The sequence below is a fragment of the Mesorhizobium kowhaii genome (assembly GCF_003253745.1).
In the GTDB taxonomy this organism is placed as follows: domain Bacteria; phylum Pseudomonadota; class Alphaproteobacteria; order Rhizobiales; family Rhizobiaceae; genus Mesorhizobium; species Mesorhizobium kowhaii.
This window is the reverse complement of record NZ_MZXV01000085.1, coordinates 120712-138626: the sequence shown is the minus strand read 5'-3', so window position 1 is coordinate 138626 and position 17915 is coordinate 120712. Positions and strand designations below refer to the sequence as shown.

19 protein-coding genes, 1 tRNA gene and 1 pseudogene are annotated in these 17915 nt (G+C 62.0%); 11 read left to right on the top strand and 10 right to left on the bottom strand.

Translation table 11 applies throughout. The features are described 5' to 3' along the window. From B5V02_RS38700 to dapA, 3 genes are all read right to left on the bottom strand, one after another. Nucleotides 1–741: a glycoside hydrolase family 25 protein gene (locus B5V02_RS38700; RefSeq protein ID WP_111549165.1), complete on the bottom strand. Its 741-nt coding sequence runs from the start codon at nucleotides 739–741 to the stop codon at nucleotides 1–3. 169 nt (nucleotides 742–910) lie between these two features. Beyond that, a complete protein-coding gene (smpB, locus tag B5V02_RS38695) occupies nucleotides 911–1390 on the bottom strand; it encodes an SsrA-binding protein SmpB (RefSeq protein WP_111549164.1) in 480 nt (159 codons plus the stop codon). A 25-nt stretch (nucleotides 1391–1415) separates the two neighbouring features. After that, a complete protein-coding gene (dapA, locus tag B5V02_RS38690) occupies nucleotides 1416–2297 on the bottom strand; it encodes a 4-hydroxy-tetrahydrodipicolinate synthase (protein ID WP_111549384.1) in 882 nt (293 codons plus the stop codon). 293 nt (nucleotides 2298–2590) lie between these two features. On the opposite strand from dapA, the gene B5V02_RS38685 reads away from it, so the two are divergent. Together B5V02_RS38685 and B5V02_RS38680 are read left to right on the top strand one after the other, a co-directional pair. After that, a complete protein-coding gene (locus tag B5V02_RS38685) occupies nucleotides 2591–4621 on the top strand; it encodes a lytic transglycosylase domain-containing protein (protein WP_111549163.1) in 2031 nt (676 codons plus the stop codon). A gap of 157 nt (nucleotides 4622–4778) precedes the next feature. Next, a complete protein-coding gene (locus tag B5V02_RS38680; protein ID WP_111549162.1) occupies nucleotides 4779–5672 on the top strand; it encodes an alpha/beta fold hydrolase in 894 nt (297 codons plus the stop codon). Nucleotides 5673–5679: 7 nt separating this feature from the next. Here B5V02_RS38680 and B5V02_RS38675 read toward each other — a convergent pair. From B5V02_RS38675 to B5V02_RS42885, 3 genes and pseudogenes are all read right to left on the bottom strand, one after another. Further along, a pseudogene (locus B5V02_RS38675) lies at nucleotides 5680–5979 on the bottom strand (porin); the annotation flags it as partial. Between the two features lie 114 nt (nucleotides 5980–6093). Further along, nucleotides 6094–6184 (bottom strand) — tRNA-Ser (locus B5V02_RS38670). A 117-nt stretch (nucleotides 6185–6301) separates the two neighbouring features. Then, complete coding sequence (locus tag B5V02_RS42885; protein ID WP_167458836.1) at nucleotides 6302–6547, bottom strand: hypothetical protein; 246 nt, start codon at nucleotides 6545–6547, stop codon at nucleotides 6302–6304. Between the two features lie 42 nt (nucleotides 6548–6589). On the opposite strand from B5V02_RS42885, the gene B5V02_RS38660 reads away from it, so the two are divergent. After that, entirely contained in the window at nucleotides 6590–7702 is a 1113-nt protein-coding gene (locus B5V02_RS38660) for a pyridoxal phosphate-dependent aminotransferase (protein ID WP_111549161.1), read from the top strand. Between the two features lie 18 nt (nucleotides 7703–7720). Here the strand turns inward: B5V02_RS38660 and B5V02_RS38655 are convergent, their stop codons facing one another. Next, nucleotides 7721–8716 (bottom strand): bifunctional helix-turn-helix transcriptional regulator/GNAT family N-acetyltransferase, encoded by a 996-nt coding sequence (locus B5V02_RS38655; protein WP_111549160.1) that lies wholly within the window; start codon nucleotides 8714–8716, stop codon nucleotides 7721–7723. A gap of 166 nt (nucleotides 8717–8882) precedes the next feature. Between B5V02_RS38655 and B5V02_RS38650 the strand changes: the two genes are divergently transcribed. The 8 genes from B5V02_RS38650 to B5V02_RS38615 all read left to right on the top strand — a co-directional run bounded on the left by B5V02_RS38650 (nucleotide 8883) and on the right by B5V02_RS38615 (nucleotide 16708). Further along, the gene (locus tag B5V02_RS38650) at nucleotides 8883–9167 is read left to right on the top strand and encodes an acylphosphatase (protein WP_111549159.1); all 285 of its coding nucleotides are present in this window, start codon (nucleotides 8883–8885) and stop codon (nucleotides 9165–9167) included. A gap of 72 nt (nucleotides 9168–9239) precedes the next feature. Beyond that, a complete protein-coding gene (locus B5V02_RS38645; protein WP_111549158.1) occupies nucleotides 9240–9899 on the top strand; it encodes a TetR/AcrR family transcriptional regulator in 660 nt (219 codons plus the stop codon). 63 nt (nucleotides 9900–9962) lie between these two features. After that, nucleotides 9963–11126 carry an isovaleryl-CoA dehydrogenase gene (locus B5V02_RS38640; protein ID WP_111549157.1) on the top strand — a complete coding sequence of 388 codons (1164 nt, stop codon included), beginning with the start codon at nucleotides 9963–9965 and terminating at the stop codon, nucleotides 11124–11126. Nucleotides 11127–11172: 46 nt separating this feature from the next. Next, nucleotides 11173–12033 (top strand): DUF1444 domain-containing protein, encoded by an 861-nt coding sequence (locus B5V02_RS38635; protein ID WP_146606226.1) that lies wholly within the window; start codon nucleotides 11173–11175, stop codon nucleotides 12031–12033. 11 nt (nucleotides 12034–12044) lie between these two features. Next, a complete protein-coding gene (locus B5V02_RS38630; protein WP_111549155.1) occupies nucleotides 12045–13652 on the top strand; it encodes a carboxyl transferase domain-containing protein in 1608 nt (535 codons plus the stop codon). Nucleotide 13653: 1 nt separating this feature from the next. Further along, entirely contained in the window at nucleotides 13654–14181 is a 528-nt protein-coding gene (locus B5V02_RS38625; protein WP_111549154.1) for an O-acetyl-ADP-ribose deacetylase, read from the top strand. Nucleotides 14182–14301: 120 nt separating this feature from the next. After that, nucleotides 14302–14679, top strand: coding sequence for a hypothetical protein (locus B5V02_RS38620; protein WP_111549153.1), 378 nt, complete (start codon nucleotides 14302–14304; stop codon nucleotides 14677–14679). Between the two features lie 46 nt (nucleotides 14680–14725). Then, nucleotides 14726–16708: an acetyl/propionyl/methylcrotonyl-CoA carboxylase subunit alpha gene (locus tag B5V02_RS38615; protein WP_111549152.1), complete on the top strand. Its 1983-nt coding sequence runs from the start codon at nucleotides 14726–14728 to the stop codon at nucleotides 16706–16708. 231 nt (nucleotides 16709–16939) lie between these two features. On the opposite strand, the gene B5V02_RS38610 is transcribed toward B5V02_RS38615, so the two are convergent. The 3 genes from B5V02_RS38610 to B5V02_RS38605 all read right to left on the bottom strand — a co-directional run bounded on the left by B5V02_RS38610 (nucleotide 16940) and on the right by B5V02_RS38605 (nucleotide 17808). Then, nucleotides 16940–17362, bottom strand: coding sequence for a CBS domain-containing protein (locus B5V02_RS38610; RefSeq protein WP_111549151.1), 423 nt, complete (start codon nucleotides 17360–17362; stop codon nucleotides 16940–16942). Next, entirely contained in the window at nucleotides 17337–17510 is a 174-nt protein-coding gene (locus tag B5V02_RS40970; RefSeq protein ID WP_167458835.1) for a hypothetical protein, read from the bottom strand. Before B5V02_RS40970 ends, B5V02_RS38610 begins: the two co-directional genes overlap by 26 nt. 94 nt (nucleotides 17511–17604) lie before the next feature. Next, complete coding sequence (locus B5V02_RS38605) at nucleotides 17605–17808, bottom strand: hypothetical protein (RefSeq protein WP_111549150.1); 204 nt, start codon at nucleotides 17806–17808, stop codon at nucleotides 17605–17607. Nucleotides 17809–17915: the final 107 nt, after the last annotated feature.

Sequence of the window (17915 nt, the reverse complement as noted above, 5' to 3'; positions counted from 1 at the left end):
TCACTTGGCTTCCGGAGGGATCGATCCCGGTGATGCTGCAGACAGCGCGGCCAACACAGCCGGTCCACCCTGCAGCACATTGAGATCGACATCGCCGTTGATGCCGTCGACGCGCCCTTTGTTGTGGTACTGCCAGTAGACCCAGTCGTCGCGATCCGGCTGCAGCAGCAATGAGCGAAGCCAGAGCGGCCGGGCAGCGATGCGCCCGGCATAGGCCTGCTCAGCCTCGTCAGTCAGGTAAACAATCGCTGGCTTGCCGAACGTGGCCTCGACTGGAGCAAGGAACGCGGCGAGTTCGGCGCTCAGTTGCTCGGGCGTTGGCCGCTGTGGACAATTGCCGCCGAATTCGATGTCGACGACCGGCGGCAGCAAGGGCTGATCGTGCGGCACCACCGAGATGAAATTCTTCGCCTGGTCGGCGCCAGGCCGGCAGAAGGTGAAGAAATGATAGGCGCCGACGGCGAGACCGGCGGCGCGGGCCTCTTCCAGATTCCTTGCAAAGGCATCGTCGACATGATCGCCGCCTTCGGTCGCCTTGATGACGGCAAAGGCGACATCGTCGGCGGCAACGCGCCGCCAGTCGATCTGGCCCTGATGATGGGAGACGTCGATGCCCCTGACCGGATATTTGCCGCGGTCTGGCGAGAATGCCCTGAAATAGAGATAGCCGCCCGCAGCGATGAAACACACCAAAACCAGGCTGGCTAAACCCCAAAGGACGATCCGGCTCCTTAGAATCATTCTTTTGGGATACCCAGCCCTTCGCTATGTCTCCCTGCCCTTCGGGCGTTCAGTCCCTTCAAAAGGTCCACTGGACCTTTTGATCCGCCCCGAAGGCGGACCGGGCCTTCACCGATCGTCGCTCGAGAAGCCAAATCGTTGGCTTTTCGTCCGCTTGGCGGACCGCTCCTCACCCACGCTCCTTCATCAGCCGGCCTTTTTCGCGCGACCAGTCGCGTTGCTTCTCGGTCTCGCGCTTGTCGTGCAGCTTCTTGCCGCGGCCGACGGCGAGCAGCAGCTTGGCGCGGCCCTGATCGTTGAAATAGATCTTTAGCGGCACCAGCGTCATGCCTTCGCGGTCGACGCTCTGCGCCAGCTTGGCCATCTCGCGCTTGTTGAGCAGGAGTTTGCGGCGCCGGCGCGGCTCGTGGTTGAAGCGGTTGGCCTGCAGATACTCCGGCAGATAGGAGTTGATCAGCCAGATCTCGCCGCCTTCGACCGAGGCATAGCTATCCTGGATGTTGGCCTGGCCCTGGCGTAGCGACTTGACCTCGGTGCCAGTCAGCACCAGGCCGGTCTCGATCGTGTCGAGCACCTCATAGGAAAACCGCGCCTTGCGGTTTTCCGCAACGGTCTTGTTGTTGGGATCGGCTTTTCTGACTTGATTCATGATGTGGAGAGGTGGCGCCTCATCCCTAGTTTATCAAGCCGGCGTGCTTCATCGCCGCATCGATCTTGTCGGCGGTCGACTGTTCGACCGTCATGAGCGGCGAACGCAGCACGTTCTCGACCTTGCCCAGCTTCGACAGCGCATATTTCGCGCCGGAAACGCCGGGCTCGAGGAAGATCGCCTTGTGCAGCGGCAGCAGGCGGTCCTGCAATTCCAGCGCCTTGGCGCTGTCGCCGGAAAGCGTTGCTTCCTGGAATTCGGCGCAGAGCCGCGGCGCGACATTCGACGTCACCGAAATGCAGCCGACGCCGCCATGCGCGTTGAAGCCAAGCGCCGAAGCGTCCTCACCCGAAAGCTGGATGAAATCCTTGCCGCACGTGGCGCGCTGCTCGGAAACCCGCTCGACCTTGCCGGTGGCATCCTTGACGCCGATGATGTTCTTGAAGTCGTTTACCAGCTGGCCCATCGTCTCCGGGCTCATGTCGATGACCGAGCGCGGCGGGATGTTGTAGATGATGATCGGCAGGCTGGTTGCCTTGGCGACGGCGGCGAAATGCGCGTAGAGGCCGCGCTGGGTCGGCTTGTTGTAATAGGGCGTGACGACGAGTGCAGCGTCCGCGCCGGCCTTCTCGGCATATTGCACCAGCCCGACCGCTTCCTCGGTGTTGTTGGAGCCCGCGCCGGCAACCACCGGGGCGCGGCCCCTGGCCACCTCGATGCAGACCTTGACGACATGGCGGTGCTCGTCATGCGACAGCGTCGGCGACTCGCCAGTCGTGCCGACCGGGACCAGGCCGGTCGTGCCCTCGGCGATCTGCCACTCGACGAACGCGCGAAAGGCTTTCTCGTCGAAACGCCCGCTCTTTTCGAACGGTGTCACGAGCGCAGTAAGCGAGCCTCTCAGCATGTCGTCCAACTCCTTGGCACTTCTTTGTTTATGCATGTCGTTGTCCCAAAACCGGTACCCACTTTTAGGCGACATGCATCGGTGTTTTGTTTGTGCGCGCCTTCTAGCCGAAAGCGAAGCGGCGCACCATAGTCTCGACATTGTTGCGCGGCAAGCATTGCCATGGTGCCAGCAGGCCCAAATCGAACGACCTCGCTAACTCTTTGTTTACGGGCTCTTCACGACCTAGGTCTAGCCTTCGAAGCGTCACGCATTGCTGGTGGAATGCCAGGACAACGAAAGACGTAAAGACCATGCCGACCAGTCGGCCTCACCTCTTCGCGCTGCTTGGCGCCACGCTCGCGCTGATGCCGGGCATGGCGATCGGCGGCAGCGTCGATGTGCAGGTCACCTCGACCATCCCGATGCCAGGCCTGCAGGCCGAGGCGCAACAGGATGCCTCGCCCAGCGTCGCCCTGTTGAAAAGCGGGCTGGATGCGCTGGCGGCTGGCGACATTCCCGGCGCCCGCGCCGTGCGTGATGCCCTTCCCGGCCACTCGCTCGATCAGCATATCCTTGCCTGGGCGATCGCGCTTTACGGCGGCGACAAGGTTCCGAGCGGCGATATTGCCGCCGCCGCGAAGATGCTGCCCAACTGGCCGGGCACCGTCGCCTTGCGCAAGAACAGCGAGCGCGCGCTCTATCGCGAGAACCCTGCCCCCGATACCGTTATTCGGGCGTTCGACGGCAGCCAGCCGCAGACATTCGAAGGCGTAATGGTTCTCGCCCGCGCCTATGTGGCGTCGGGCAATGCCAAGGCGGCACGTTCGGTGCTGTCGCCATTCTGGCGCACCGCGATCCTGGAGGCCAAGGACGAGACGGCGCTGCTCAAGGAATTCGGCAGCCTTATCCCTGCCGCCGACCACCGTTTTCGCATGGAGCGCATGTTCTATGCCGATCGGGTGAATTCCGCACAGCGCGTCGCCGGCCTCGCCGGTGCCCAGCAGCTTGCCGATGCCTGGGCGGCAGCCGACCGTGGCGACAAGAACGCGCCGAAACTGCTGAAGGCAGTGCCGGCGGCGCAGCGTTCGGCCGGCTATTTTTTCGCGCAGGCCGAATATCTGCGCAAGCAAGAGAATTTTGCCGACGCCGCGGCTGTTGTGTTGCAGGCACCGACCGATCGCGAAGCTTTGGTCGATCCGGACGCCTGGTGGGTCGAGCGCCGCGTGTTGTCGCGCGAACTGGTCGACCAGGGCGACATGAAGACGGCATACCGGATCGTCGCCACGCATGCCGCCGAAAGTGCCACCAGTGCGGCGGAGGCCGAGTTCCATGCCGGTTGGTATGCGCTGCGTGGTCTGAACGATCCAAAAACCGCGGCAACGCATTTTGCGCTCATCGCCGACCTCGCCCAGGGACCGATGACCCTGTCGCGCGCCTACTACTGGCTCGGCCGTGCGGCGGAAGTCGGTGGCCCGGGCAACGCCAAAGACTATTTTGCGCGCGCCGCTGCCTACGGCACGACATTTTACGGCCAGCTTGCCGCCGAACGCGTCGGCCGGCAGGCGCTGAACATCGTCTACCCGCAGCCTGATGCCGCCGACCGGCAGAATTTTGCCGGCCGCGAGGCCGTCAGCGCCATCAAACGGCTGCAGGAGGCAGGCTATGACCGCTATGCCGAAACGCTTTATCGCGACCTTGCCGGGCAGTTGACCAGTCCGGGTGAACTGGCGCTGCTCGCTGTCTTGGCGGAAAAGCAGGGCAACCATTTCATGGCGCTGAAAGTCGGCAAGATTGCCGGCGCGCGCGGCATCGATGTCGGCGCGCTGTCGCATCCGCTCGGCGTCATTCCCGATTCGGCCAACATTTCCGGTTCTGGCAAGGCGCTGGCCTATGCGATCGCCCGCCAGGAAAGCGAGTTCAACATCAGCGCCGTGTCGAGCGCAGGCGCGCGCGGGCTGCTGCAACTGATGCCCGGCACCGCCAAGCAATTGGCGAAGAAGGCCGGATTGCAATTCTCGCAAACACGACTGACCACCGACGCCGGTTACAACGCGACGCTTGGTTCGGCCTTCCTTGGCGAGCAGCTCGACCGCTTCAACGGCTCCTATGTGCTGACCTTCGCCGGCTACAATGCCGGTCCCAACCGTGCCAGCCAGTGGGTGGCGAAATACGGTGACCCGCGCGGCAAGGACATCGACACCGTCGTCGACTGGGTAGAGCGGATTCCTTACACGGAAACAAGAAGTTACGTGCAGCGCGTGATGGAGAATTACGAGGTCTACAAGATGCGTATTTCCGGCAGATACGACATCGTTGGAGATCTGGTGAACGGGCGGAACTGACCGACCGATGAGGTGACAGGATAAGCCAAAGGCTGGCGATCCTTCGCGCCCCCCTCTGTCCCTCCGACATCTCGAAGGTGCTGTAGCGCCTTCCCGATTTGACCATCCCCGCCCTCGCCTGTAGCAGTCGGCTGACGCACCGGCGGAGAGAATCCAGATGTCGAGCAGTGAAGGTTTTTCGGACTTTTTCTACAGCGCGCCGGATGGGTTAAGACTTCACGCCCGCATCTATGGCGAAGCGAATTCCGGACACTGGCCAGTCGTCTGCCTACCCGGCCTGACCCGCAATGCGCGGGATTTTCATGAGCTCGCGCTCCATCTTTCGACGCGAGCGCAGGTTCCGCGTAAGGTGGTTGCCTTCGATTACCGCGGGCGCGGGCAGTCCGCCTACGATGCCGATATCAGCCACTACAATGTCGGCGTTGAAGCTGGCGACATTCTTGCCGGGCTTGCCGCATTGGGAATAGAGGCGGCCGCCTTCATCGGCACATCACGCGGCGGGCTGATCATCCATGTGCTCGGCATGACGCAGCCGGCTGTCCTGAAAGCCATTGTTTTCAACGACATCGGGCCGGTGATCGAGGCAGTCGGTCTCGCCCACATTCAGTCCTATCTTGAACGCGCGCCGAAGCCCAGGACCTTCGCCGAGGCCGTGGATGCCCAGCGCAGCGTTCACGGCCAGGACTTTTCCGCTCTCACTGACGCAGATTGGGCACGGATGGTACGGGCGCTCAACCGCGAGACGGATCAAGGCCTGTTGCCGGATTTCGACCCGAAGCTGGTCGACATCGTTTCGGGTCTTGATCTGACGCAGCCTTTGCCGTCGCTATGGCCGCAATTCGACGCGTTGGGCGCGATCCCATTGCTCACCATACGCGGCGCCAATTCGAGATTGCTGTCGACGGACACGCTCAAGCAGATGGGAGAGCATCATTCCATTATGGAAACGATCACTGTCGAGGGCCAGGGCCATGCGCCATTCCTCGAGACCAGCGACTTGCCGGACGCCATCGCGGCGTTTCTTGATCGGGCTGATATGAGTATGGGCTAGCTCACCATCCACCGATCTGGACCCAGGAAAAGTTGAGCGACGAGCAGTTTCTGCCATCGGAATAGTTGAAACGCGTCTCGGCTTCAAGGTGCCGAGTTCGGTTTCCTGGCCGGTCCAGGTCTTCAGCGTGAAGAGGACCTGCTTATACCATGTGTCGTTCACGCTTCCGTCCTGATGGTCGGTGGCCTGCCGCCCGTCGAACGAGCCAACCTCAGCAGCGGAAGCATCCCAACGGACATGCCTCCGATGCGCAGGCAGGATTCGGTGCCGGATGGTAGAAGTAGCCAGCGCCGTAGACGTCGCAAATCAGTGTCCCAGGGCACTTTGGCGCCGAATCGCGCGGCGCTGGCAGCGGGATACCCACTATCCATCTGTTTTTATGTGGTAATCTTGGGGAGCTCGCCTCGAAGCAGGCAAAAAATGGCGGAGAGGATGGGATTCGAACCCACGAGAAGCTTTTGACCTCTACTCCCTTAGCAGGGGAGCGCCTTCGACCACTCGGCCACCTCTCCGTTGCGCCGCTGGATAAAGAAAAGCGCCGGCACAATCAACAAGCCCGCGTCATAATATCGTAAATAAGAACGCACCGAACCGTAGTTTTTCCGCGATGCGGCGGTTCTGCGAGCGATTCACTGGCTGGCGACCCGGGGCCTTGCCTTGATTCCGTCGGCCGATCGCTGGGATTCGGCAGGGGCGGCGGCACCCGCAAGTTCAACAAGAAGACCTCGTTCAACGCTCAGGTGTCTGCTGACAACCGGAAGAACGTCGGCGTTACAGAAAACGTAGCCTACGACATCGTCCCCGGCTTCATCGTCACGGCAGACGCCGGTTTTTGCATTGAAGCGCAGCTCGATCGGCAACTTGCGCGCGCCCATCCGGCGCGCTAGCAAGAAAGCCCTTTTAAGCGAGCTTCCACCATGCACCAACGCCCTCCCCTCACGCCGCTCGTCGCAGCGCTTCCCTCGACGGTGCCGTTTGTCGGTCCCGAAGCGCAGGAGCGTGAGCGCGGCCGCGCTTTTCGCGCCCGCATCGGCGCCAATGAGAGCAGTTTTGGTCCTTCGCCGCGCGTCATCGAGCGCATGGCCGGAATTGCCCGCGACATGTGGATGTATTGCGATCCCGACAATCACGATCTGAAAGTGGCGGCCGCCGCGCATCACGGCGTGAAGGTCGAGAACGTCGTGGTCGGTGAAGGCATAGACGGCCTGCTCAGCCTGGTGGCGCGCATGTATGTGGCGCCCGGCGATGCCGTGGTCACGTCGCTTGGCGCCTATCCGACCTTCAACTTCCATGTTGCAGGGGTCGGCGGGCGGCTGGTCACTGTCCCCTATGAGAACGACAGGGAAAGCCTGGACGGCCTGCTCGCTGCGGTGCGCAGGGAAAGGGCGCCGCTGGTCTATCTGTCCAATCCGGACAATCCGATGGGCAGCTGGTGGGAGGCGGGCGAACTCATCCGCTTCATCGAAGCGCTGCCGGAAACCACCATGCTGGTGCTCGACGAGGCTTATGGCGAACTCGGACCGGCCTCGGCGCTGCCGCCGATCGATATCTCGCGGCCGAACGTCATCCGCATGCGCACATTTTCGAAGGCTTATGGGCTCGCCGGCATACGCTGCGGCTATGCGGTGGCCGAAGCCCAGGTGATCCGCGATTTCGAGAAGATCCGCAACCATTACGGCGTCAGCCGCATGGCGCAGATCGCCGGCGTCGAGGCATTTGCCGATCAGGACTATCTGCAGAGCGTCGTGGCGCGGGTCGCGGCCGGCCGCCGACGCATCGCCGGCATAGCCGAACAGAACGGGCTGAAGCCGCTGGCATCGGCAACCAATTTCGTCACCATCGACTGTGGCGGCGATGGCGCCTTCGCGCTGAAAGTGCTGCAGGGCCTGCTGTCACGCGACGTCTTCATCCGCAAGCCGGTGGTGCCAGTGCTCGACCGCTGCATCCGCGTCAGCGTCGGCCTGGATCACGAACTGGACGTTTTCGCCGAGGAACTGCCCGGCGCGCTGGCGGCGGCGCGGGGGAATTAGGACCAGGCCGGACCGCGCCTACAAATCCAGCTCCCAGGTCTGGCCGGTCAATTCCTTGCCGAAACTGTGGTGGTGCTCCTCCGAGACCAGCTTGAAGCCGGCGCGCTCATAGATCGCGCGCGCCGCGACGAGGATGTCGTTGGTCCACAGCACCAGCCGCTTGTAGCCGCAAGCGCGGGCCTGGCTCACGCATTCCGCGACCAGGCGTTTGCCGATGCCCAGGCCGCGCGCCGCCGCCTCGACATGCAGCATCCTCAGCTTGGCCACCTTGTCGTCCAGATGAACCAGGAACACCGCGCCAACTGGCTCCTCGCAGCCGCGCTCGGCGATCCAGCAGAAATCGCGGCCCGGCACGAAATTGCGGATGAAATCGGCGCCGATTTCGGCGAGCATGGCTTCGAACTCGATGCTCCAGCCATATTCATCGGCGTAGAGCTGGGCCTGCCGCTGCACGACCCAGCCGACGTCGCCGACGCGGTGCGGCCGCAGCGTCACCTCGCCGTTTTCACTGGCAGGATCACCCAGCAATTCCCCGGCCTTGCGCAAGGCGCTGCCCAGTTCGTGCAGCCTGTCGTCGGGCACGCTTTCGATCAGCCGCGCCGTGTCCCGATCAGCCGCCGCCTGAAGCCTGGCAAGCGCGGCCTCGCCCCTCGGCGTCAGCGAGAGAACCCTTCGGCGTCGGTCGGCCGGATCGGTTCGGGCCTCGGTTAGTCCCTCGCCGGCAAACTTGCGCAGAATCCGCGTCAGATAGGCGGCATCGACACGCAGTTGCCTGGCGATTTCGGAGGCCGCCGGGCCGTTCTCCAGCCGAAATGCCCCGGCCAGGAAACCGCGTTCGCCGGCGATTTCGGCCGAAGCCGGGCGGCTGTGGTGGCCCAGTTCGAACAGCACGCGCGCCTCAGTCAAGGTGAACGCGCTCTGGGTCAAGGTCTCGTCGAGAAGGCCGACGGTGCGGGTATAGAATCGGTTGAAGTGGCGGATCTGCGCCACCAATGCGTTGCGTTCGTCCAACATTGCATCCAACTCCCGACAAGGCAGCTCCATTTTCCAAAAATTAATGGACTGAGTCAATTAATTTTCAGAGGCCAGAGAGCCCAGCTATTGCATCGTTCGCTCAATTCTCAGGTTGCATTCCCTGCGCCATGCGCCAGATTCCAAAGAGACAGGCTTGGAGAGATTCATGGCTGTTCATCGCAGGGAAGTGCGGGCGCGCGTCTACGGCCATGTGCAAGGCGTCGGCTTCAGACTCTGGGCTCGGGGCGAAGCCACAAACCTTGGTCTTGCGGGCTGGGTTCGCAATGAAGCGGACGGGTCTGTAACGACCCAGATTGCAGGCCTCGATGAAGCGGTCTCGACAATGATCGAGCGACTCTGGAAAGGGCCGCCCGAGGCTTCGGTTTCCAAGGTCGACGTCGAGGAGTTGGCAACCGGAAACGCTTTTGTTGGGTTCAGGATTGTTGCATGATGATGGGTTTGGTTCGGATGCTCTTGAATTAATTGAACGTTCGTTTTATTATAGCCCCGCGTGGGGGCTGACATGGCGCGTACGACCGGATCCGATGGCGAAAAGACCGAGGCAGCCGTTCGCGAGGCGGCAGTCAATCTGATCGCGCGTTTTGGCTACGAGGCGATGTCGATGCGTCAGCTCGCCGCCGAAGTCGGTGTGCAGGCAGCCGCGCTCTATCGCTATTTTCCGACCAAGGAAGAGCTTCTGTTCACGCTTATGCGCGAGCATATGGAAGGTCTGACCGACGCCTGGGAAACAGCCTGCCCTATCAGTGCGGATCCTGTGCAGCGGCTCTCCGCCTATGTCGAAAACCACATCGCTTTTCATATCGAGCGTCGACACGCCACGCATGTGTCGAACATGGAATTGCGCAGCCTGTCGCCCGAAAGGCTGACACAGATATTGCGGATGCGCACGGCTTACGAAAAGGAGCTGCGCGCCATCCTGCGCGATGGCGCCGAGGCAGGCGTCTTCAGCATCGACGACACCGGACTGACGGCCATGGCGCTGATCCAGATGATGACCGGCGTCATCGTCTGGTTTCGCCCCGGCGAGCGACTGTCGATAACTGAAGTGACGGCGACATATCTTTCAATGACAATGCGTCTGGTTGGAGCAGGAACCGACGGCGAGACGACCCATGACGGCGCGCGCGCCCTCGGACGCGCAAGAGACGCCGCAGCACTTTGATTTCGCGTATGCTCCTTCGAAGATCGAGAGTGATCTTCGGGGTCATGCGGGCAGGAGGAAAGCATGTACACGAACACGCTCAGCTTCGGGCATGACGAGGATATCGAGGCGCTGCGCGATATGGTGCGGCGCTTCGCCCAGGACAGGATCGCGCCGATCGCCGCCGACATCGATCGCTCGAACGAATTCCCGGCGCATCTGTGGGGCGAACTCGGTGCACTTGGCTTGCTCGGCATCACCGCCGACCCCGATTTCGGCGGCAGCGGCATGGGCTATCTTGCGCATGTGATCGCGGTGGAAGAGATCTCTCGCGCCTCGGCGTCGGTCGGCCTCTCCTACGGCGCCCATTCCAACCTCTGCGTCAACCAGATCAACCGCTGGGCAACGCCGGCGCAGAAGGAGAAATATCTCCCTGCCCTGTGCTCGGGCGAGTGTGTCGGTGCGCTGGCGATGTCGGAATCCGGCGCCGGCTCGGACGTCGTGTCGCTCAAGCTGCGAGCCGAAAAGCGCAATGACCGCTATGTGCTCAACGGCACCAAGATGTGGATCACCAACGGGCCGGACGCCGAAACGCTGGTCGTCTATGCCAAGACCGATCCGGAACGGAAATCACGCGGCATCACCGCCTTCATCGTCGAGAAAGCGATGGCCGGTTTCTCCGTGGCGCAGAAACTCGACAAGCTCGGCATGCGCGGCTCTAACACCGGCGAACTGGTTTTTTCGGATGTCGAAGTGCCCTTCGAAAACGTGCTGCACGAGGAAGGCCGCGGCGTCGAGGTGCTGATGTCGGGCCTCGACTATGAGCGCACGGTGCTCGCCGGCGGCCCGATCGGCCTGATGGCGGCGTGCCTCGACGTGGTGATCCCCTATGTGCACGAGCGTAAGCAGTTCGGCCAGCCGATCGGCGAGTTCCAGCTGGTGCAAGGCAAGCTTGCCGACATGTACACGACGATGAACGCCGCGCGCGCCTACGTCTATGCCGTCGCCGCCGCCTGCGATCGCGGCCGGACCACGCGCAAGGATGCCGCCGGCTGCGTGCTGTTCGCCGCAGAAAAGGCAACGCTGATGGCGCTCGACGCTCTCCAGCTGCTGGGCGGCAATGGCTACATCAACGACTATCCGACCGGCCGGTTGTTGCGCGACGCCAAGCTCTACGAGATCGGCGCCGGCACCAGCGAAATCCGCCGCTGGCTGATCGGACGCGAGATCATGGCGGAGGGGGCGTGAGCGAATGCGGGGCCTGGCGAAATACCTTGGAACGTTGGCGCGAACCATGGTCGCGCTGGTTTCGCTGTCAGGATTGGCAGGGACGGCGCATTCCGAGGAGCTCAAGTTCGAAGATGTTGCGGCGCTACGCGCTGAAGTCATTTCACGTCTAAAAGCGGACCATCGCATCAGGGAAGCAGTGCCCGATCCGAACGACCCGGCGCGCGTCAACGTGATCAGAGCAATCGCAGCTGAGAACAAGCCGGATATTCTTTTGGATGTCACAAATCTGCTTGGTCGAATTCGCGGCCTTTCCGCAGCGGACACCGAGACTCAAATCCAGCGCTTTATCAACGCTCTTGTGTTTGCAAACACAGCAAGCAATTTTGACCCAGCGGACTTAATCGCAAATATTCGGCCGCGCGAATATATCGACGCGCTCAACCAAATCCAGGGAGAGGACGATTCAGGACCGGTGTATGAAGAGTTCGTAGGCGATCTGGTGATTTTGTATCAAATCAATAGCAAGGATGCGCTTAGTTCTATGTTGTGGTCGAGCGTGGGAGGCCGCACCCTCGAAAAACTTCGTCAGATCGCTCTCGACAATATCAACAGAAAACTCAGTAACATCCGAGAAGACAGGCTATCTGACGGGGTATCTACATTTATCATGGAGGGCGACGAAGCGATTTCCCCGGCATTAATTCTCACTGAAAAATTCTGGTCTCGCGTAAATTTTCGCTTTCCCGAAGGAGCATTTGTTGCAATCCCTCGCCGCGACTGCATTTTCGTTTTCGACAAACGGCAACCAGACGCCACCCAGATCGCCCGCAAGGTAATCGATATGGCGTTCAAAGACGGAGCTGATCTTCTCTCCGAAGACATCTTCGAGCGGCAAGACGGCAAATTGCAAGTCGTGGCCGAGTAACAGGATCGCCAATGGCCACGCTTCAGTCCCAGATCTCCCTGTCCTCAGACACATTCCGCGCCAATGCCGAGCGCATGCGAGCACTGGTCGCCGACATTGCGGACAAGGCGGCAAGCGTCGAGCGCGGCGGCTCGGATGAGGCGCGGGAGCGCCACGTTTCCCGCGGCAAACTCCTGCCGCGCGACCGCCTTGCGCAGTTGCTGGATGTCGGCTCGCCCTTCCTCGAGATCGGCCAATTCGCCGCATGGTCGATGTATGGCGAGGAGATCTCGTCGGCCGGCATGATCGCCGGCATCGGCCGCGTCGAAGGCACCGAGGTGATGGTTGTCGTCAACGACGCCACGGTGAAGGGCGGCACTTATTATCCGTTGACCGTGAAGAAGCATTTGCGGGCGCAGGAGATCGCGCTGCAGAACAATTTACCTTGCATCTATTTGGTCGACAGCGGCGGCGCCAATCTGCCCAACCAGGACGAGGTGTTTCCCGATCGCGAGCATTTCGGCCGTATTTTCTACAACCAGGCCAACATGTCGGCGGCCGGTATCCCGCAGATCGCCTGCGTCATGGGTTCCTGCACGGCGGGCGGCGCCTATGTACCGGCGATGTCCGACGAGACGATCATGGTGCGCAACCAGGCGACCATCTTCCTCGGTGGACCGCCGCTGGTGAAGGCCGCCACGGGTGAAGACGTCAGCGCCGAGGACCTCGGCGGCGCGGACGTGCACACGCGGCTTTCCGGCGTTGCCGACCACTATGCCCTGGACGACGACCATGCGCTCGCCATTTGTCGTCGCATCGTCAAAAACCTGAATCGGAACAAGACCGTAAGCCTTAACTTACAGAGATCGATTCCGCCGCTTCACGCAGCGGATGAGCTCTACGGCATCGTGTCGACGGACCTGCGCCAGCCCTATGACGCGCGCGAGGTGATTGCGCGCATCGTCGACGGCTCCGAATTCGACGAATTCAAGCAGAACTACGGCACCACGCTGATCACCGGCTTTGCCCATCTCCATGGCATGCCGGTCGGCATCATCGCCAACAACGGCGTCTTGTTTTCCGAAAGCGCGCTGAAGGGCGCGCACTTCATCGAATTATGCTGCCAACGCAATATCCCGCTTGTTTTCCTGCAGAACATCACCGGCTTCATGGTCGGCAGGAAATATGAGGCGGGTGGCATCGCCAAGGACGGCGCCAAGCTGGTGATGGCGGTGGCCACCGCCAGGGTGCCGAAGGTGACCGTCATCATCGGCGGTTCGTTCGGCGCCGGCAATTACGGCATGTGCGGCCGCGCCTATTCACCGCGCTTCCTGTGGATGTGGCCGAACGCCCGCATCTCGGTGATGGGCGGCGAACAGGCGGCAACGGTGCTCGCCATGGTCAAGCGCGAAGGCATCGAGCGCAAGGGCGGGGAATGGAGCGCCGAGGAGGAGGCAAAATTCAAGAAGCCGATCCTGATGAAATACGAGCATGAAGGGCACCCGCTCTACTCGTCCGCCCGCCTTTGGGACGACGGCATCATCGACCCGGCGAAGACCCGCGACGTGCTGGCACTCAGCCTGTCCGCCGCGCTCAATGCCGAGATCGAGGAGACGCGCTTCGGCGTGTTCAGGATGTGACATGAACGACCGTGCGCGGATTGAGGTTCATGCCGGCGACATCACCAAATTGGCTGTCGATGCCATCGTCAACGCCGCCAACACCTCGCTTCTCGGCGGTGGCGGAGTCGATGGCGCCATTCACCGCGCGGCCGGCCGCGAGCTCGAGTTCGAATGCCGCATGCTGAATGGATGCAAGGTCGGCGAAGCCAAGATCACCAAGGGCTATAAACTGCCGGCGCGATACATCATCCACACGGTCGGACCGGTCTGGCAAGGCGGCGGCAAAGGCGAAGCTGAATTGCTGGCCTCCTGCTATATCAGTTCGCTCGAACTCGCCGCCGCCAATGACTGCCGCACGGTGGCGTTTCCGGCGATCTCGACCGGCGTTTACCGCTACCCGAAAGATGAGGCGACGCAGATCGCTGTCGACACGGTCGGCGCGTTTATCGATGAGCGAACAATGCCGGAAACCGTCATTTTTTGCTGCTTCGACGACCAAATGGCGGAACTATACCGGCAGGCCGTTGCTGCCCTGCGAAAAAGCTGAACTGTATGGACCAACCGATTCACCAGCATAGGCAGCGTCGAAACACCGCCAGAGAGCTGGCGGCGAGGCAAAATATTCGCTATCGCTCATCCTGCACAGTGCAATGGGGACAGGGCGGAAATGAAACTGAAATATTACCAGCGAACAACTGCTTCGATACTTGCGAGTTTGCTCATATTCGCAACACATGGCGCCGGCTCGGCGGAATCGCTGGCAGGCAAGATGGGCGACAAGCGGTTTTCTCCGACCTTGTTGCTCGATCCGAAGGAAGCCTGCTACAAATCCTACCTCGCCTATATCGCGGCGAGCGGCCATTCAGCCTACGCCACGACGTTCTATTCGCGCGTCGTCGATCTCCACATTTTCTGCAGCGTGAAGCTGAACGCACCTTCGCAGAAGGCTGCGGAGGAAACTGCGTTGCGCGCCTGTCAGAGCGGCTTCGCCAGGTGGAAGGTCAAGACCGCAAGCGGCGGCTGCGCGATCGCTGCGTCGAAGTAAGCCGGCGGCCAGACTGGCGCCGCCCGCGGCAAACCCGGGAGGCTCCATGTTCGCCAAGATCCTGATCGCCAATCGCGGCGAGATCGCTTGTCGGGTGATCCGCACGGCGCGCAAACTGGGCGTGCGCACCGTCGCCGTCTATTCGGATGCCGATGCGAAATCCCTGCATGTCGAGATGGCCGACGAGGCCGTGCACATCGGCGCCTCACCCGTTGGCGAGAGTTATCTGCGCGGCGACAAGATTGTCGCTGCGGCGCTGGCGACGGGCGCGCAAGCCATTCATCCCGGTTACGGCTTCCTGTCGGAAAACCCCGATTTCGTCGACCAGGTGGTGGCGGCGGGGCTCATCTTCATCGGTCCGTCGGCGGCCTCGATCCGTGCCATGGGGCTGAAGGACGCCGCCAAGCGGCTGATGGAAAAGGCCGGCGTGCCGGTGGTGCCGGGCTACCATGGCGAGGCGCAGGAAATCGTGCTGCTTGCCTCCAAGGCGCGCGAGATCGGCTATCCCGTATTGATCAAGGCGCGCGCCGGTGGCGGTGGCAAGGGCATGCGCCGGGTCGAGCATCCCGATGCGTTTTCCGAGGCACTGTCCAGCGCGCGGCGCGAGGCGAAAGCCGCTTTCGGCGACGATCGCGTGCTGGTCGAAAAATATGTCGACAAGCCGCGACACATCGAGGTGCAGGTGTTCGGCGATAATTTCGGCAATGCGGTGCATCTTTATGAGCGCGACTGCTCGGCGCAACGCCGCCACCAGAAGGTGATCGAGGAAGCGCCCGCCCCCGGCATGACGCCGGCACTGCGCAAGGCGATGACGGATGCGGCGGTGAAAGCCGCCAAGGCGATCAATTATTCCGGCGCCGGCACCATCGAGTTCATCGTCGACGCCTCGCAGGGCCTGAAGGCCGACCGCTTCTGGTTCATGGAAATGAACACCCGCTTGCAGGTCGAACACCCGGTCACCGAAATGGTGACCGGCACCGATCTGGTCGAGTGGCAGTTGCGGGTCGCCAGCGGCGAAAAGCTGCCGAAGACGCAGAGCGAGATAACGCTTGCCGGCCATGCCTTCGAAGCGCGCATCTATGCCGAGGATGCGGCAAAGGGGTTCCTGCCGGCGACTGGCACGCTGCATCACCTGAAGTTTCCGGACTCGAGCCCCGAAGGCGCCACGATGCGCATCGAGACCGGCGTGCGGGCCGGTGATGCCATCTCGCCCTATTACGACCCGATGATCGCCAAGCTGATCGTCCACGCAAAGGATAGGCAGGCGGCGCTGGAAGCGCTCGGCGCGGCACTGTCGCAAACCGAGATCGCCGGCTCGACCGTCAACACCGCCTTTCTTGCCGCTCTGGCCGCCGATCCGGACTTCGCCGCGGGCGATGTCGACACCGGCCTGATCGCCAGGCATCAACCGGCACTGACCGAAGTCGTGCCGCCGAGCGGCGAAACCGTTGCAGCAGCCGCGCTTGCGGCCTCAGGTGCCGGAGCATCGCCGCCATCCGACGATCCATGGTCGTCGCTTGCCGGCTATGCGCATTTCCACAGCGTGGCGCGCCGCACGCGGCTGAAGTTCGGCGAAATCGATATCGCGGCAAGGGTTTCGATGCGGCTGGACGGGCGGTTCCAGGTGGCGCTGGACAAGCCTTATGATGACACCAACTCGCATGATCTTCGCGCCACACCACGCCTCGCCCGCTGGCCGGGCCACATCACCGTGTTCGAAGGCGCCGTTGGCTATACCTTCGCCGTGCCGGACCCGCTGGCGCGGGCCGATGAGGCGGCAGCAGGCGCCGGCAGCCTGCGCGCGCCGATGCCGGGGCTGGTCAAGCTGGTGCGTGCGGCAAAGGGCGATGCGGTGATCAAGGGCCAGCCGCTGCTGATCCTCGAAGCGATGAAGATGGAGCACACCATCGCCGCGCCGCATGACGGAGTGATCGCCGAGATCGCCACCGAAGGAGCGCAGGTCACCGACGGGACGGTGCTGGTGCGGTTCGTCGAGGACCAGAGCGCCCCGACCGCGGCCGCAAGCTGACAGCCGAAAGCGGACGATGGATTGCAAAGAAAAATGGCCGGGACGCCGGCGGGCATGGCGCTGGCCACAGGCGGGCACCAGGACGCGCGACGCGCCCCTGGGTCCCGCCAGCGCGCGTTTCGGTGAAGCGATGGCGGGACCGCGTAGCATGAAGTGTCGGCGTCGCCCTCGTTGACCGGACATCTCTGCCGCCGCTCTGGCTGCAGCGCGCCGGCACGGGCGAGCCGCCCTTCAGTGGTGATGGGCGGAAACGCTCTTGACGTATTCGGACACCATTTCCCTCGGTGCCGACTGACTGACGTCGCCGACGCTAAGGATGCCGACCATCCGCATATTCTTGTTGATCACCGGCAACCTGCGGATTTTCAGTTCTTCCATGTGCTGTACGGCCTTGGCCAGATCGTCGTCTTCGCGGCAGCAGTGAATGCCGGTCGTCATGACATCGCGCGCCGTTGCCGTGCGGCCGTCGAAACCATCGTCCGCCAGTCCTTTGCAGACAATATCGCGGTCGGTCACCATTCCGATCAGTCGGTCGTTCTCTCCAATGGGAATCGACCCGATATCCTGGGCTCGCATAATTTTCGCCAGTTCGGTGACATCGGTTTCGGGGCTGACCCAGTCGACACCCTTATGCATTGCGTCTTTGACTTTCATGGCGGACCTCCCTTGCTGGGTTGGTGAATGTCCCCCTGTCCCATTTTAACGCGGGCGGGGTTTGACTGCCAGAGGCCATCATCCGGACCCGCATTTTAAAATGGTTATCGGTGTCGCCGATGACCATTTTTTGCGGTTTGGTTGTCATGCTCCATCTCCAGCCAACAGAGCCGCTTGGTGAGATCATGGCGTGGCGAGGAAGACCTCCGCCATGCTTCGCTGCAGGATTTTCGTGACGAAGGCTAGCGCACCGATTGTTTCTTGGCGTATGCGGCGACTGCGCAGAGGAACGCCAATGCGGCGGCATCGCACGCCGTCCGAGACGGGCCTTTGGCGAAAAGAACCGCGTCCGCAGCCGGTATCGTCAGGCCATGCTTTTTGGCGAAAGAGGTAACGTCGTAAGGCTGATCGTCAGATCGAATGGCGATGCCAAAATCATAATTCATGGACTACATCCTCCCAGTTCGCGGCCTTTTCCCCCTTTTGGCCTGACGCAGAAATTAAACTGCCGGCGCATCGCGCGAGTCCAGCAATTCAGGATTGTGTAAAACGA

What these genes read in the sequence shown, in the direction of transcription:
- B5V02_RS38700 (WP_111549165.1), bottom strand. Translation starts at nt 741, where the DNA reads ATGATTCTAAGGAGCCGGATCGTCCTTTGGGGTTTAGCCAGCCTGGTT.
- smpB (WP_111549164.1), bottom strand. Translation starts at nt 1,390, where the DNA reads ATGAATCAAGTCAGAAAAGCCGATCCCAACAACAAGACCGTTGCGGAA.
- dapA (WP_111549384.1), bottom strand. Translation starts at nt 2,297, where the DNA reads ATGCTGAGAGGCTCGCTTACTGCGCTCGTGACACCGTTCGAAAAGAGC.
- B5V02_RS38685 (WP_111549163.1), top strand. Translation starts at nt 2,591, where the DNA reads ATGCCGACCAGTCGGCCTCACCTCTTCGCGCTGCTTGGCGCCACGCTC.
- B5V02_RS38680 (WP_111549162.1), top strand. Translation starts at nt 4,779, where the DNA reads ATGTCGAGCAGTGAAGGTTTTTCGGACTTTTTCTACAGCGCGCCGGAT.
- B5V02_RS42885 (WP_167458836.1), bottom strand. Translation starts at nt 6,547, where the DNA reads ATGGGCGCGCGCAAGTTGCCGATCGAGCTGCGCTTCAATGCAAAAACC.
- B5V02_RS38660 (WP_111549161.1), top strand. Translation starts at nt 6,590, where the DNA reads ATGCACCAACGCCCTCCCCTCACGCCGCTCGTCGCAGCGCTTCCCTCG.
- B5V02_RS38655 (WP_111549160.1), bottom strand. Translation starts at nt 8,716, where the DNA reads ATGTTGGACGAACGCAACGCATTGGTGGCGCAGATCCGCCACTTCAAC.
- B5V02_RS38650 (WP_111549159.1), top strand. Translation starts at nt 8,883, where the DNA reads ATGGCTGTTCATCGCAGGGAAGTGCGGGCGCGCGTCTACGGCCATGTG.
- B5V02_RS38645 (WP_111549158.1), top strand. Translation starts at nt 9,240, where the DNA reads ATGGCGCGTACGACCGGATCCGATGGCGAAAAGACCGAGGCAGCCGTT.
- B5V02_RS38640 (WP_111549157.1), top strand. Translation starts at nt 9,963, where the DNA reads ATGTACACGAACACGCTCAGCTTCGGGCATGACGAGGATATCGAGGCG.
- B5V02_RS38635 (WP_146606226.1), top strand. Translation starts at nt 11,173, where the DNA reads ATGGTCGCGCTGGTTTCGCTGTCAGGATTGGCAGGGACGGCGCATTCC.
- B5V02_RS38630 (WP_111549155.1), top strand. Translation starts at nt 12,045, where the DNA reads ATGGCCACGCTTCAGTCCCAGATCTCCCTGTCCTCAGACACATTCCGC.
- B5V02_RS38625 (WP_111549154.1), top strand. Translation starts at nt 13,654, where the DNA reads ATGAACGACCGTGCGCGGATTGAGGTTCATGCCGGCGACATCACCAAA.
- B5V02_RS38620 (WP_111549153.1), top strand. Translation starts at nt 14,302, where the DNA reads ATGAAACTGAAATATTACCAGCGAACAACTGCTTCGATACTTGCGAGT.
- B5V02_RS38615 (WP_111549152.1), top strand. Translation starts at nt 14,726, where the DNA reads ATGTTCGCCAAGATCCTGATCGCCAATCGCGGCGAGATCGCTTGTCGG.
- B5V02_RS38610 (WP_111549151.1), bottom strand. Translation starts at nt 17,362, where the DNA reads ATGAAAGTCAAAGACGCAATGCATAAGGGTGTCGACTGGGTCAGCCCC.
- B5V02_RS40970 (WP_167458835.1), bottom strand. Translation starts at nt 17,510, where the DNA reads ATGACAACCAAACCGCAAAAAATGGTCATCGGCGACACCGATAACCAT.
- B5V02_RS38605 (WP_111549150.1), bottom strand. Translation starts at nt 17,808, where the DNA reads ATGAATTATGATTTTGGCATCGCCATTCGATCTGACGATCAGCCTTAC.